This is a genomic window from Sulfobacillus thermosulfidooxidans DSM 9293, assembly GCF_900176145.1.
GTDB lineage: Bacteria > Bacillota > Sulfobacillia > Sulfobacillales > Sulfobacillaceae > Sulfobacillus > Sulfobacillus thermosulfidooxidans.
Genome location: NZ_FWWY01000001.1, coordinates 1816673 through 1832512, shown reverse-complemented (window position 1 = coordinate 1832512; position 15840 = coordinate 1816673). Strand labels below are relative to the sequence as shown.

Here is a 15840-nt window from a genome sequence, read left to right as displayed (position 1 = left end):
TCATTCCCCCCTTCCCCTTTTTCCCTTGTTTTGGTATGTAGCTGTTTGACCCTGACGGCTTTTCTACCACCGTGTTAACAGCCGCAGAATTTCTTGTTTAGCAGCTTCTAACTCTTTTGTGCGTTCCCGAACTTTTTGCTCTAAGACGGCATTTTGGGCACTCAAATCCAAATAGAGCATCCGAGTCTCAAGCAAATTTTTCACGCGTAAGGCGACTTCAATGGGATCAAAGGGTTTAACCAAAAAATCTCGTGCTCCCTCGGCCAATGCTCGTTGCTTGGATTCTGAGCGCATATCCGCTGTCAGCACTAAAATCGGCAAAAACGTGGTTGGTGGAATAACAGGACGCAGTGCGGCCATGACTTCAAATCCATCCATCTCTGGCATGTGCAAATCCAACAAAATGATATCGGGTGCCAAGGTTTTGACCATGGGCACAACCCGGGTAGGATCTTGGGTTTGATAGATATGGCAATAGCCGCGCCGTTTCAGAATGCGTGATAATAAGTCTAAATTGGTTTCCTGATCATCCACTAACAGGCATTTAGCCTCTTGCAAGAACTGCTCTAAATTTGTCATAACTCCTGGCTTCCTTCCAGCTGGCTCATCTTATGGGAGGGGAACAATGTCTCTTGACGCAATGAGCGTTCCCAGTTCACCATACTCACCACCGCGACCAGTAAAAATAGACCCATAATCACAAATAACCCCTGCGTTAACGACAGACCTAGCAGGGGACGACCAAGTGTCATGATAATCATGGCGCCAAAAGCCAGCAGTTGGGCAAACCCATGAAGATTGTTAAAGATGGTTAATAACCAGGTTCGTTCGGTCAAGGCCACCCGCCGGCTCGCAAATTCCCGTGCCATCAACCGGAATATGCCAAAACTTGATCCGATCAGAGCACCCAATAGCAATAAATAGGGCAAATGCGTCGACAATTTGACAAAGAACAAGACAAAAGCTATGAGAATGCCAGCCAGGCTCCATCGCTGCGGCCCACGTTGATATCCCCTATCATGGATGGGTTGAGAAGGGGTATGCTGATTCCACCCGAGATATCCCATCACCATCAAAATTCCAACCAGATTGCTAATGGCCAAGAGATATCCTGCCACTTTGGTCGCTTGGTCCGATTGCAAGACGTAAAAATGCCCTAACAAATACAACACATTGGCAGTCAAGACCATTAAAGCGCCATAAATCATCAGAGCATAGAGCACAAACCACCGTTCTAGTGTCACTAAAGGTGCCATCGGCAGCTGGGCAGCATAATAGATGTTCTCAGAAACCTGGCTCTTTACTGTAATGAATGCACTGACATTGACAACGGTTCCGAGCACCACCGCAAGAGCTGCTCCCCATATTCCCCATCCCCATGTAAAGAACAAGGGTGCCAGAATATTTCCCAAGGACTGAAATAAAATCGCGCGGGTGACAAAAGTGCGAATTTGAGTAATGGGCAGAATTTGTAGCCAGACGTTATCCCAAGTGCTAAACCAATAAGCTTGAAAGAGTTCCACGACAGCATACAAGATGACATACACCACAACAGACGAACACCAAAATAAGGTCAAGAAAAGTCCCATATTGATTAGGTATCCTCCCACCACAAGACTGGGTCCAGGCGCTTTTTTGATCCATGTGACCAACGAATAATGGCGGGACAAATGCGCACCCAAAACAATCCCGAGCGCCCCAGCTAAGAGGCAAATCCCCAGCCACACCTTTTCATCCAACCCATAATGAGAGAGAAAATAGATCTGAGGAATAACTGTTTGCATCCCGGTTACTAGAAAGGAATCAAAAAAATAGAATCCGACTACTCTCGCTACCACGTATCTCCCCCTCATAGTGCACGCAATATCCGGATTCTAAAGGTCTTGCGTTCAAACCACATAGTTCCTTCCCGGATAAGATGCATAAAGCCCGCATCGTTCCGTAAACAGTCCACGCGGTCCTCATAACTCGCTAAGGACTCAAAGGGAATCATCAGATAAATCAGGTTTACTGGTCCGAATTCGTCGGCATACAGGGTACTGCCCGGATAATACGCTTGCAGAGTATGGATGAATTCAATCGCTTCATCGTAGTACCCCTCTTTGATCCGACAGGAGACCAAATATTGAATCATGATGCCCCTCCTTTTAAAGAGGTCTAGGGGTCTCCTTGTCATCATAGAAAGAGAGGTTGGCACCTGGCTATTCAGGAAATTCCCCATTTTAGCAGGGAATATTTAGGAAAATTCCTCAAAAGAACTTCTGATTACCAAACCGAAGGAATGTTCAAAGATCGTGGTGGGCCACTGGAAGACAATAAAAGACAGGTTACAGCCATCCTTCTTGCAGCGCACGTGTTGCCAAGGCTGTCCGGCTAGAAACTCCTAATTTACGAAAAATGTTGCGCAGATGACGATCAACGGTCTTAGGAGAAATCACCAGATCTTGGGCAATCTCGCGGTCGGTCAGACCTTGAACCACACGCTCAAGAATTTCCGTTTCCCGTGCGGTCAGTCCGACGGCGTTCGTGCGCCCATCATGTCGCTCATAAACTTGGCGGGCGCGGTTCAATAATCTTACAGCTCCAATGTCTTGAAAAATACGACAACTCATATGAAGATCTTTAATCTGGGTTGAGGAATGAGGGCCAAAGATAGCGCGTTCATAATGAATCATTCCTTCTATTCCACGAAAGTGTGCACGGCGCGCCATGGTTAAAGCTGTATCCCAGTACCGATAGGCTTCTTCCACGTGTTGATCACGCATGACGATCCGTGCCATTAACCGTAAGAGAGCAATTTCATACCATAACACTGGAACCTGGTGCACATATTCTATGGCCTCGTGCGCATAATTAAATGCCTCTTGGTCTTGGTGATTGAGCATGGCAAAATAGGCCTGGACGAACAAGAGATAGCCTTTCATCAACGGCAATTGGGCCGTCGGTTGTCTTAATCCCGCCTGCAACCATTTTTCCGCCTCGGTCATATTGCCAAGACGAAGCCACACCATGGCTTTGATGCCATGTGCTAAAGCTTGGATACTGCCAAAAGGAGGAATCTCTTCACTGTCGCGTGGCCGAATCATGGACGCAATGGCACGAGCCAGAGCCAATTCTTCTTCTTCGAGCAACAAGTCCACCGCCAAAAGCAAAATAGGGTCGGGAGCCTGTTCTTTTTCGGTCAGAGCACATTCTACCAAATTGGTTCGGGCCTCGGGCCACATCCCGCGAAAATATTGATAAGGACCCAAGCCCGAATAGCCGGTAACAAAGGTGGATCCTGCCTGCTCTCGGGCTTCCTCTTCCCATATGTGAAGTTCCTCGGCCAAACGGTCGGCCTGTTCGATTTCATACGGTTCTAAAACGACTGTAAATAACAATTCTTCTGTTTTGAACCAGGTCGCATCGCGATATTGCCGCATCTGGTGGGCTTTGGTGGCCGCGCGGGATGCCGATCGTAATACCGCCTGATAATGACCTGATAAAAAACCCAGCACAAAATCCGCATAATCCAAATCGTATCCATGATATTGCACAGCCAAGGGACGAATTTGAGAAATTCGTTCATATGCCTGTTCCATGTTTCCCTGAATGGCCATACTGGCGGCATATGGAATGGTAATACGTGGCCAAGGCACCGTCGATCGAAACAATGCCTTTTCTAACCGCGCGTATTCCCCATCCCCCATAAGTGCCTGCTGAAGCAACTCAACCTGACCAATGAGGTGAAACAACTGGGGATCACTGTGTTGCTGAGCACTTAACGCCAAAAAATACAGAGCCCATGCCTTAACCGCATCTTGACGATAGACATCCGCCAATTGCATGGCCTCAACCAGATATTGTTCACGGCGTTCATCATGAGGATCCAGGCAAAAAGCCAGTTTTAAACAGATCTCGGCGCGTAAAATATGTGTAGTCCCTGCCATCTCGAGCGCACGCTGAAAATGGTTTTGAGCCTGCGTAACCGCCCCCAATGCCAAAGCATGATTCCCGGCCTCACATAACGCCTGGATAGCCAGAATATCTCCCGATTCCGCTAAATGATAAGCTAGGGCATCATAATCGGGAGAATCACTATCCATCAATGCTTGTGCCACTTGCCGGTGATAGCGTTTTCGCTCCGATGGCGAAATTTTGGCCAAAATCACATCACGGACCAGTCCGTGATCAAACTGATACCAGGTTTGAGCGATTTTAGGGGACTCGTCACGGCGTATAATCCGGTATGTTATGGCTTCTGTAAGCGCTTGCTGCAAATCATCGGCAAAAACATCCACGCTATGCTCCCAGATGTCATAAGCAAACCGTTCCCCGATTATGGCCGCCACTTCCATGAGGGATAAGGTTTTTTCAGACAAGCGTAATAGCCGGTATTCAATGGCTTCCAAAACGGTATCAGGCAAGGCATCCAGTATCATACCATGACCTTCTTGGTACCACTGCAAAAGTTCTTGCGCAAACAAGCTGACGCCACGCGTGCGGCGGAATATATGAGACGAAATGGTTAGAGGATCATCCACAGGAGGATAGGCTTCCTTCACAAGCTGGTGAATGTCTTGAGGAGACAAACGAGGCAAAATCATCCGTTCCGCGCCCTGCCGGCGCCATTCGGGCAAAAGCCCCCACAACGGATGATGATGGGTCAATTCATCAGAACGGTAAGTACAGCACAAAAATACGGACAATCGTCTGATGCGAGGAACGAGAAATCGCAGCACATCGAGCGATGAGGAGTCCGCCCACTGCAAGTCTTCAATAAGAATCACACTAGGCCACTTGGGGTCGGCCATCTCGTTCATCAAGTCTGTAACTAACTGATCAATGCCTTGTAAGGACGAAGGCAGGGAATCTGACGGCCTATCCGCATGTAACAGTCTCAAAATCTCTTCCCACGGCCCAAAAGGGCGATGGATATCCGCTATTCCACAATATCCCGTCAAGATACGCCACTGTTGGGGAAGGGAGCCGAGCACTTCATTGACCAGCCGAGTTTTGCCGATGCCGGCTTCTCCTCCGAGAAATAAGGCACAGCCCTTCCCCTCTTCGACTTCAGAAACCAGAGCCCTTAGCCGCGCTTTTTCATTGTCCCGACCGACAAAAGGCATCACGAGTGCTCGTTCCTTTCTACACAAAAAGCACGAAAATCCCTTCGACCATGTCTAAGATCCTCACCACCTAGAGGCTTCACAAAACCAAAGCATTTCCCTTGGGGATCAACGAATTTTCAACTGCTCTCATTGGACAGCAGCTCGTTTTTTTCACGCGATTGCCATATTCGCAAACAGATTATTCGCGAATACCAAAATATTCACCGGAGATCACAGGCCATCGATTTAAGCAAAAACGTGGTATTTCATTCATGACAAGAGATTGTCAATGACCTTTTCATAGGTCAGTTACATTATCAACATGGGTTATTCCCTGGGATTATGCAAAGAAATGCCAGTCATGCACATCTCTTGTCATTCCAATCTTTATCATCATAAACCCAGCATTTGACTTCCTACAACATTTTCCAGTTACGTTGATGATGTTTTCATCGATTTTCTTGCGGATTTTTGTCGTCCACATAATCGTTTGAAGACGACATGACTCCATCTCCTAACCACTGCCAGTGTATAACATGATGCGCATCACGGGCAGCGCTGTATAGCCATCCTTGAGCCCATTGACATCCTAGGGACCTTAGCGTCTGGTGTTGCGCCAAGGTTTCCACTCCTTCAGCAATGGTGCGAAATCCAAAGGGCTGACTCATTCCCACGATAGCTTGAATGAGTCCGCGCCCTGAGGTCGAGTGCCAATCCTGAACAAAACTGCGGTCAATTTTTAAGACATCGATCGGAATCTTTTGCAAATGACTGAGAGAACTGTACCCGGTACCAAAATCATCCAGAGCAATGTGATATCCCTGTTCACGTAAGGTCCCTAAAATGCTAGCAATCTGTTCAGGATAGACCAAGACCGCCGATTCCAGCACCTCAAAGCCAATATTCTGCGGCAAAACCTGGGGATAGCGGGCATGCAAATCCTGAAGCCTCTGCAAAAACTCTGGATGCAATAAATCGGTACTGGTCACATTCACGGAAACCGTTGCTTGGTATCCTTGGATGGTCCACATGGTCAAGTCGCGAAAAACCTGTTCTAAAACCGTTCCATCTAACATTTGCAAGACATGGTGATTTTGAAGAGCAGGGAGAAATTCACCGGGATAATGCAAATGGCCGGCAGAGTCTCGGTAACGGACTAAGGCTTCCCATTCCCGCACCTGTCCACTATTTAAATCGATAATCGGCTGGTAATGCACCACAATGTCCGATGTTCCCAGTGCCTTGTGAATGCGAAAGGCCCACTGCGCTGCCCCCGTCATCGTCTTGGCTGGATAGGCCACCCAGCGTTGCCGGGTTCGCTTGGCTTCATAGAGTTGTTGGTCAGCTCGTTGGATTACAGCCCCTACACTAAGCCCATCCGCGGGAAATGAGGCCACGCCGAACGCTGCCGACACCGTCACGGGGGGATGGCCAGTAATCTGAATCGGTACGGTCAAGGCCTGTAATAATTTGTCGATAATGTGCGATGCCGTCGGAGCGGTGGTTCCTCCCGGCAATGCGAGTAAGAATTCATCACCGCCCCAACGTCCCAAACAATCGCTAGAGCGCAAGACCGCGCGCCAGCGCCGTGCCACTTCTTGTAAAACATGGTCTCCTGCGTCATGACCGTAAGTGTCATTGACCATTTTAAACCCATTAAGATCTGCAAACAGGACCATCACACTTGGGCATTGCCGCATCAAAACTTGCACTTGTTGCTCTGTAGCCCAGCGATTGGGCAAGTGAGTTAATGGGTCATGGACGGCATAATATCCAGATTGTGTACTACTCATAACCAGAAGATCCCAAGCCATACGCTTAGCTGCACTTTCTGCCAGTTGCCAGCGTACCGGATCGGGACTCAAAGTAGACACGGATTGGATAACGTCATGGAATAACGACCAATAAGCGGCCAAAAAGGCCAACGAGCTTAACCCCATTTGGACATGCAGCGTGCCAATCCTTTGCGCAATCTGAATGGCCAACCGGGTTGTAGGGGGTCTGGATAAACTTTTTAAATAGCGAGTCGCCAACTGGTTTAATTCTTGATAGGATCCATGCGTGATCACTAAGCGGTCAAATACCGGATGCGCGGCAATCGTTTGAACAAACATTGGGACCACACGCGCCGCAACAGAAGCCCAAGGAACCGCCGCAATATGTTCTGTATCCTCTGTCGTCCACCCAATGAGCGTTAATCCGTCCGCAAGATTTTGATCATTAAGAGAAATCTCGGCATTTTCCCAAAAATTACTAGACATCACAGTCTCCTTATCACGGTTGGCTAAACATCATGGCAGAATAAAATAATAGAACCATATCAAATGCAGTCGAATTAACTCCATTTTTGGCGTAGGCTAAACTTCTTGTCAACAATTTGGTACCAATAAATTACGTTGAGTTCATTTTTTTTAGTTATTTTTAAGGAATTATGGAGACCTTGATAAACTCAAGTTCTTTTTACCCGTGTCGATTGCACAATGTGTCAGGATGCAGTGTATTTTTCTTGTCATGATTTGCGGTCGTGAGCTTATGCTCAACACGAAACAAGAGAACAGACACAAAGAGGAGAAGAGTATCCATTTTGGTGGATTACTCATCAATCAAGCGGACTTTTTATCTTATTCTTTACTCTCAGCAAATAGCGCCAAGAGTTCATGAGCCACTTGCCGATGATTGCCATCACAACTGATAAAGCGCTGGACATCAAAATAGTCGAGCAACGCCCCCCGGTGGACGTAGATGTTCTCCGTAAAATCTGTGGCATGATTAGAAATCAGAACCGGGATTCCTTGTTTGGCCAGATTCTCCGCCCACATGGCCAAATCTTTCTGATCTCGCCAATCAAAACCTCCCGCCGAATAGCCTGTGAAATTGGCCGTGGACGATAAGGGGACATACGGAGGATCGCAATAAATCACATCACCGGCTTTCGCTGAAGACATGACCGCACGAAAATCCTCCCAAACAAATTCCGCCGTCTTGGCTTTTTCCGCAAAATAATACATTTCTTCTTCTGGAAAATAAGGCTGACGATAACGGCCAAAGGGCACATTGAAAGCGCCTGTCCCGTTATAACGGCACAAACCGTTGTACCCGTGACGGTTCAAGTACAAAAATAAAGCAGATTTTTCCCATGGATCTTCTGTGCTATTAAAGCGTTGCCGTAACGCGTAATAGCGTTCGGCCACATTATTTTCGGGAACAAAATAGCTTCGACAATACTCTATGAATGCTGCCCCATATTTTTGTAGGGTCTGATAAAGTTGAATCAAGTCCCGGTTATTATCAGCGAGCAGTGCACGCGGATAATCGGTATTAAGCCAAACCGCAGCCGAACCCACAAAAGGTTCAATAAGTCTTGTTCCCCGTGGAAGTCTTTCGCGTATGCGGTTCAGTAAACGATATTTTCCTCCAGCCCATTTCAAAAAGGGCTTCATAAGACACCTCGCAGAGATTTCCTGTCGTAGCCCTACTCACCAAAAAACCCTGGCCTTTTTAGCTTTCGTTATCATACCAAAATTTCCTCCATCACGATGGCATAAAGGTCTTTGGGCCCATGAACGCCCGTAATGAGTTGCCCTTCGATATCCCCCGTCATGCTGGGTCCCGCAATCATCTTGATGAGCGGCGGCAAAGAGGGTCGTAGTGCATTGTGAGGTCCTGGCGACTGTAAATGGGCCAAACCCTCCGCAAAGGTCGGGAATATCTGCGAGGTCGATAAGATGACGACATGAACCGGCGGCAAGAGACTCGGCAGCAGGCTCTGGTCGCCATGACCATAAAGGGTCACACTCCCCGCATCGGCTGCCGCCCACGCACACCCTGTGATACCAATACCCGCTTGGGCACAGCGCTGGCGAAATTCTTCGGCATTCCCTCCTCCTTTCCATACATAGAGTTGCTCCGGGGGAAAGACGCGGCGGATCAGATGTTCCCAGGCGCCGGACAGTCCCGCGGCCACGACGGTGTGGGTCCCCTCATTCCCCGCATGACGCTGGGAAATCCGTGTCAACGCCTCTGGCAATTCCGTCGCATGAGCCACATGATAAATTTTTGCCCCGTTCTTCTGCCATTGTTGATCAAATTGTTGTATCACACGCATCACCGCATCCTCCTCCCCTCATTGATCGGTTGATGTGGGTTGATGCCGCTTTGGCCACCATTCATGAAAGGTTTGATCGGCCACGGCGGGCATATCGCGGGTTTCAAACCATCCCGCAAAGACTCCCGGTGCCGCATGCAGCGATTGGTGTTGGCCGGATAAGCGGGTGGCCAGGCGGGCAATACGAACCGAACGCCGATATCCGCCGGGAGTCGACCAAAAACGGGCCCAGGTTTTCATCGTCCAATCCCACAGGCCCGGCGTCATTTTACGTTGGACCTTGATACGGCGCAAATCAACAATATGTTGGGGTAAGTTAATCTCCATGGGGCACGCTTCTTGGCACGCATGGCAGAGCGTGCACAACGAAGAAGGCAACTCCGGCAACATCGCGAAATCTGTTAACAACGGGGTTTCGACGATGCCAATGGGACCCGGATAAACACTGCCGTAGGCATGGCCCCCCACTTCGCGAAAGACGGGGCAGACATTTAAACACGCGCCACACCGGATACAGCTCAACACATCCTCAAAGGCCGTATTCCGCAAAGCCATGCGCCCGTTGTCGACCAATATCACGTGCCACTGCATCGGGCCATCGGCCGATCCCGCCTGTTTGGGCCCCTGAATGAGGGTCGTATACGACGAAAGATGACGGCCAATCCCACTCATCGCCGGTTGTTGAACCAGGTGAATTAAAGAGGCCCAGTCGCGGATCACTTTCTCGACCCCCACAATCGACACGAGAATCCGCGGCAGGGTGGTCACCATATCGGCATTCCCTTCATTGGTAATGAGGACGAGCGTCCCGGTTTCTGCCACGAGGAAATTCCCTCCCGTAACACCCATATCGGCAGCCAGAAACTCCTGACGTAATCGCTCGCGGGCATAGGCTGTCAAATCGGCAATGTCATCGCTTCGGGGGGGCATCACCCCTTGCTGGGCCGCATCGTGTGCGAATAATTCATCGATTTGCTGACGGTTCCGATGCGCGGCCGGTGCGAGGATATGAGAGGGTTTCTCGTGGGCTAATTGGATGATGTATTCCCCGAGATCGGTTTCCCGGACCACCATGCCTGCTTGCTCCAAGGCGCGGTTTAATTCAATTTCTTCGGTCACCATCGATTTACTCTTGATCACCAAACGGACCTGCTCATGGTGGGCAATGTTCAGAACACGATGAACGGCGTCGGCAGCATTCGCCGCAAGATAGGTTTGTCCGCCATGCTCTTCAATACGCGCTCGCAGTGTTGCGAGGAGTTCCGGGAGGTCGCGAATGGCTTGGCGCTTTTCTTGAACCGCCACAAGGCGAGCAGTTTCCAGCTCGGGATGTTGGCGGTACGCTTCCCGTTTGGCGACGGTAAAGCGCCGTGTCACAAAACCGATCGTGTTGCGCATCGTGTGATCGTGCAGAGCGAGCGTGCGCCTAAGCGCCCAGGGGCGATGATCAGAAGGGAGTTGTCCCGCCATTTATTGGCCTCCCTTCAGGCCGGCCGCCTGAATCTGTTCCACGGACAGACGCTTTTGATCCGCCAAATCCACCAACTCCGCCACATGGCACGCGGGAAATTGTGAGCCTTGCCGGATGAGGCGGCCTTTCAGATGGAGAAGACATCCGAGATCCGCACTGGTCAAGCACAGGGCCCCCGTGCTCTCCCGTAAATGGTCGATGTGTTGCAATTTATCATCCGCTAACGTGGTCGAGATCACGGGTTCTGTCACACTGTACGTCCCACCAAACCCACAACATTGCTCCGCATCGTCGGGTTCTAAGGCTTCGATGCCGTAATGTCCTAAAATTTGTGCCGCATCCGGCGCACCCGGCAACAAACGGCGCATATGACAGCCCAAATGATAGGCGACAGGGATTTTCGGTGTGGTCGCGGGTTCCGACGAACAATGCTGGTTCAGCCACATCGACCATTCATGGAGACGTTCTCCTAATTGCACGGCCCGTTGTTTCCAGTGTTCGGCCACGTCTTCGGATGCGCCTTGTGCTAAGGCATCTTCATATAATAATTGCGGATAGGTCTGGATAACCATCGCGGCACACGACCCCGATAAAGACACAATGTCCGGGGATTCACCGTGACTGCTGGCTTCAAAAACCGTGAGGAAATGTCTCGCCAAGATGGCGGCCTCGTGGTGATAGCCCGCATTGTAGCTAAATTGACCACAACACGTTTGATTCTCGGGAAATTCGACGGAGACGTGTCGCCGTTCCAGCACATGCACCGCGGCAATCGCCGCTTGAGGGTGCACGAGATCCGCTAAGCATGTCACAAACAATTGCACACGTTTCACGAACATATCATCCTTCTTTCCCTATCCCGCCTGAATGCGATACGAATCTCTCCTAACTATTATCCAATAACCAGTGTAAGATTTTCATAGTTAGGAGTTTTAATTTTTCAATTCTTTTCAAACTACTTGATGTTGGCCATACCATTGGGATTGGCAGTGTCAATTACTCCTCTTCCTATCTCAATATCCTGGCCTATAATTCTTGGCAAAGCTTCATTTTTCTTTTTTGAGTGATTTTTCCTTCATAAATCGCAAAAATGTTAGATGCATATCAAATACAAAAGAGCTCTCTGACGTTCTTGACACGGAACAACCATGATTCAGTCCTGAAAACTTTACAAAAACCACCTCTAGAATACATAACATCCGACAACTCAGAAAAAGATAATCTAATCACAAGTTATTGACTTTTCGCTGAAAAATAGCGAGTATGGAAACGTATCCACAACAAGAAAGGGGATAATTATGAACATTGAAAAAAAAGGTGTCCTTGGATTAGCGGCAATTTTGGCCTCGACTTTTATTGCGGGGTGCGGGAATTCGCCAACCAACACAAGCCAACCTGCTAACAACAAATCATTGGTCTATTTTATTTTTACTGGATACGCTGCACCTTATTTTGCTCCAATGGCCCAAGCCGTGCAGCAAGCAGCCAAATATTATCCCAATTTAACCATCAAAATCGTTGATGCCAACGGCTCAGCATCGCAAGAAATCACTGATATAAAAGAAGCAGTTGCCAACAACGCTAAAGGAATCATATTGAATCCCGTCAACGGGTCCGTCACAGCCGCCGCACAACAGGCAATGAAACAAGGGGTACCTGTCGTTGCCATTGACCGAGATGTCAACAGCACTACCGCTCGTGATGTGTTTATTGGAGATAATGACAAGGAGTTAGGCTATCTTCAAACTCATTATGCTCTGCAATATCTTACAAACCATAATATTCCCACACCATGGCATGTCGCCATTTTACAAGGAACTTTAGGTTCAAGTACGGCCATTGATCGTCTTGCCGGCGCCATGAAAGCCCTTCAGCCATATATCACAAATGGTAAAGTTAAAATCGTGCTTAATCAAAGCGCCAATTTCGAAACAAGTACAGCTCAAACTATCATGTCAGAATTTTTAGCTAAAGATAGTAATGTGCAACTCGTTATTGCATCGAACGACGCGATGGCATTGGGAGCATTAACTGCTCTGAAGAACGCCGGTATTCAAGCGGGTAAAACAACTTACGTTGTCGGTGCAGATGCCCAGCCACAAAGTTTGACCGCAGTCGCCAACGGCACACAACTCGACACAGTAACCCATTCTCCGTTCGTTGAGGCCTATTGGGCTGTGGAAGCAATGGATAACATTTTGCAATATCATACTCTCCCTCCGAAGAATTTTGACCATGGTGATGTGATAATTCCGATGACTCTTGTGACCAAAGCGAACGTGTCGAAAATCGCAGGATGGGGTACGCCACAAACTGTTCCTCCGTTACCATATGGGCATGCAACATCGCACGCCGTGGCTTCATCGTGATACAAGATGACTTACTTTTTTCACGTACCTTAATTACCTTTCGCACTATTTTACGAGGAGTTAGCATTCCATGAGCACACCTAATCAGTCTCGCACTGAAACACCTTTATTATCATTAAGACATTTGAAAAAGTCTTTTGGTCCGGTCCACGCTGTTAATGATGTTAGCCTAGACATTTATTCGGGTGAAGTCATAGGCTTAGTTGGCGACAATGCCGCTGGGAAGTCCACTTTTCTCAGCCTTCTCACTGGCTATAACTTGATGGATTCCGGCGAGATTTACTATAAGGGGCGACCGGTCACTGTCAAGTCGCCCCGCTCCTCTCGACAAGAATTAAAGATTGAGATGATTTATCAGAATTTGTCATTAGCCCCTGATCTACCCATTTGGCAAAATCTCTTTCTTGGTGAAGAAATAACTTTTGCCGGCATTTTTAATAACCGACGACGCATGATAAACGAATCTCAACGCGTTGTCAGGGAATTAAACGCGAAAGCGAATCCTACAGATTTGGTCGGGACTTTGTCAGGAGGCGAACAGCAACTCGTCGCAATTGCCCGTGCCTTACTGTTCTCTCGGGAATTAATTATTATGGATGAACCAACGGCAGCGATTTCTGTAGCCAAGATCGACGAAGTCCTAAAACTTATTCGTCATTTAAAAGCTCAGGGAAAGTCGGTCCTTCTCGTAAGTCATCGCTTAGAAGATATACTGACCGTAGCTGACCGCATCGTGGTCTTTGCCCATGGCAAAATCAAGCAAATCATGGAAAACCGAAATATTAGCCTGGAGGATTTGGTGCATGCTATGTTTGACCGTACTCCAGAAGAGGAGGTCAAGGATGTCCATTAACCAACAGTTGTTCGGAGAACCAGGAAGCGTCAAACGCCCTATCGTTTTCCTAATTATTGCACTGATTATTTCGACACTAATTGCCCCCTCTTTTCTCTCAGGCCGTAATATTGATGCCCTATTAGTCAGCAGCAGCTTTCTGATCGTCCTTACAGTAGGTGAATCACTGGTCATCATGACAGGTATGATCGACCTAGGTGTTCAAAGTATTATGGCTTCAGCAGGAATGTTTGTGGCATTTTTAACCGTGTTACATGGCTTTCCGGCCATAACAGCATTACCACTAACTATCATAGCCGGAGCCGTCGTTGGATGGATTGTGGGTTTATTGGTCACCAAAGGGCGCATTCCGTCATTTATCGTGACGTTAGGAACGTACTGGGGACTAAAAGGCGTCGCTCTTTTATTCAATGGAGGAAATTATATTAGTCCTAACAATGGCTTATTCAACTTTTCAAGTTTGGCAAATAATACGTTAGGAATTTCTAATTTACTTCTTATCACCTTTTTTATCATTATCATTGGTCAAATCATGCTCTCAGCTACTCCACTCGGGATTTGGCTAAAAAGTTTAGGTTCGAATGAAGCAGCAGCCAAAACTGTGGGCCTTCGTATAGATTCTTTAAAAATCTTGGTATTTATCATTTCAGGCATACTTGCGGCATTGGCTGGAATCATGATCGCAGCTTGGCAAGGTTCCATTTATCCCACTACTGGAAGTGGCTATTCTCTCCAAGCTATTGCCGCAGTTATTTTAGGCGGGATTCCCTTTTCCGGTGGGCGTGGATCAGTAATTGGCGCGGCGATTGGTGCATTGATTATCGGATTAATCGATGATTTAATCGTTCTGTTAGGATTGCCATCACTCTATGAATACATTTTTGTTGCTGTAATTTTAGTCATTGCTGGATTCCAAGCTCGTTCTCGAGGTGTGGTGAAATAAGTGGCGACCATTAAAGATGTAGCACGGCGTGCTGGTGTTGGTGTTGCCACGGTTTCACGCGCACTCAACCGCACTGGTTACGTTAAATCAGAAACATTACACAAAATTGAACAAGCTATGGCTGAATTAGGTTATATTCCTAATCGACAAGCACGTGCCATGGTTGGCGGCTCGACCATGACGATTGGAGTCCTGGTGCCCGACATGGATAATTCGCTATTCATGCGCATAGTCCAAGCTATCAACGATGCCGCTTATCGATATGATTATACGTTGCTGGTTATGGATTCACGTGGTGAAGCAGAACGAGAAGCCAAAATTGTCCGAGCCATGCAAGAACTCCGTGTCGATGGTCTCATCTTATTTGGCACGCCGGGAACTCACGAGGTACTTAATCACTTATCGCCTACGGGCCCCCTTGTAATCTTAGACCGACTCATACCAAGCTTTCCTGGTCCCCAAGTGTCTGTAAATCACTACGAAGGGGCCAAAATAGCCGTAAACTTGCTCTTACAATATTGTCATTTTCCTCCAGCTTTCATTGCTGGTCCATATCATGTTTCAAGTGCTCAAGAGCGCTATAAAGGCTATCAAGACGTCTTGTACGATCATCAAATTAGTATCGATCAAAATCGTATTGAACCCGCCGATTTCACGTATCAGGCCGGTTATGAAGCTATGCAACGATTAATTGCCCGCGTATCAGACCTTGACGGAGTCTTCGCCGTAAACGATCTGGCAGCCCTAGGGGCCATGAAAGCCATTTATGAACATGGGTTACGTTGCCCTGATGATATTCGTTTAGTTGGATTCGACGACATCCATGCTGCGCGGTACGTAACACCATCTCTTACAACAATTCGTCAACCCATGGAAGCTATAGGAGAAAGTGCCGTGAACATCGTACTAAAACAAATCCACGGTGAACTGGTCGATACGAAACCCATTGTACTCCCTGGAAAACTCATTCGCCGTGAATCGTGTTAATGGCAACCTCTAATAATCAAAG

General features: G+C 48.0%; 13 protein-coding genes. 4 read left to right on the top strand and 9 right to left on the bottom strand.

What is annotated here, in order from left to right; genetic code table 11:
- Window positions 1–63 precede the first annotated feature (63 nt).
- The 9 genes from B8987_RS09220 to B8987_RS09180 form a co-directional block, all read right to left on the bottom strand.
- Window positions 64–579: a response regulator gene (locus tag B8987_RS09220; protein WP_020375828.1), complete on the bottom strand. Its 516-nt coding sequence runs from the start codon at window positions 577–579 to the stop codon at window positions 64–66.
- Entirely contained in the window at window positions 576–1838 is a 1263-nt protein-coding gene (locus tag B8987_RS09215) for a hypothetical protein (RefSeq protein WP_084661318.1), read from the bottom strand. The genes B8987_RS09220 and B8987_RS09215 overlap by 4 nt, the downstream gene beginning before the upstream one ends.
- An 11-nt stretch (window positions 1839–1849) precedes the next feature.
- A complete protein-coding gene (locus B8987_RS09210; RefSeq protein ID WP_084661317.1) occupies window positions 1850–2134 on the bottom strand; it encodes a hypothetical protein in 285 nt (94 codons plus the stop codon).
- Between the two features lie 193 nt (window positions 2135–2327).
- Window positions 2328–5108, bottom strand: coding sequence for a helix-turn-helix transcriptional regulator (locus B8987_RS09205; protein ID WP_084661316.1), 2781 nt, complete (start codon window positions 5106–5108; stop codon window positions 2328–2330).
- A 431-nt stretch (window positions 5109–5539) separates the two neighbouring features.
- Window positions 5540–7351 (bottom strand): EAL domain-containing protein, encoded by a 1812-nt coding sequence (locus B8987_RS09200; protein ID WP_084661315.1) that lies wholly within the window; start codon window positions 7349–7351, stop codon window positions 5540–5542.
- Between the two features lie 360 nt (window positions 7352–7711).
- Entirely contained in the window at window positions 7712–8530 is an 819-nt protein-coding gene (locus tag B8987_RS09195; protein WP_084661314.1) for a Dam family site-specific DNA-(adenine-N6)-methyltransferase, read from the bottom strand.
- A gap of 71 nt (window positions 8531–8601) precedes the next feature.
- Window positions 8602–9195, bottom strand: a complete 594-nt coding sequence (locus tag B8987_RS09190; protein ID WP_084661313.1) for a LutC/YkgG family protein — start codon at window positions 9193–9195, stop codon at window positions 8602–8604.
- An 18-nt stretch (window positions 9196–9213) separates the two neighbouring features.
- Complete coding sequence (locus B8987_RS09185) at window positions 9214–10665, bottom strand: lactate utilization protein B (protein ID WP_084661312.1); 1452 nt, start codon at window positions 10663–10665, stop codon at window positions 9214–9216.
- A complete protein-coding gene (locus tag B8987_RS09180; protein ID WP_242940655.1) occupies window positions 10666–11499 on the bottom strand; it encodes a (Fe-S)-binding protein in 834 nt (277 codons plus the stop codon). It abuts the gene before it with no gap.
- A 465-nt stretch (window positions 11500–11964) separates the two neighbouring features.
- Here B8987_RS09180 and B8987_RS09175 point away from each other — a divergent pair, with 465 nt between their 5' ends.
- The 4 genes from B8987_RS09175 to B8987_RS09160 all read left to right on the top strand — a co-directional run bounded on the left by B8987_RS09175 (window position 11965) and on the right by B8987_RS09160 (window position 15818).
- Window positions 11965–13035, top strand: a complete 1071-nt coding sequence (locus tag B8987_RS09175; protein ID WP_084661310.1) for a sugar ABC transporter substrate-binding protein — start codon at window positions 11965–11967, stop codon at window positions 13033–13035.
- A gap of 70 nt (window positions 13036–13105) precedes the next feature.
- Window positions 13106–13888, top strand: a complete 783-nt coding sequence (locus tag B8987_RS09170) for an ATP-binding cassette domain-containing protein (protein WP_084661309.1) — start codon at window positions 13106–13108, stop codon at window positions 13886–13888.
- Window positions 13878–14831, top strand: a complete 954-nt coding sequence (locus B8987_RS09165; RefSeq protein WP_084661308.1) for an ABC transporter permease — start codon at window positions 13878–13880, stop codon at window positions 14829–14831. The genes B8987_RS09170 and B8987_RS09165 overlap by 11 nt, the downstream gene beginning before the upstream one ends.
- Window positions 14832–15818 (top strand): LacI family DNA-binding transcriptional regulator, encoded by a 987-nt coding sequence (locus tag B8987_RS09160; protein ID WP_084661307.1) that lies wholly within the window; start codon window positions 14832–14834, stop codon window positions 15816–15818. It abuts the gene before it with no gap.
- The last annotated feature ends 22 nt before the right edge of the window (window positions 15819–15840 follow it).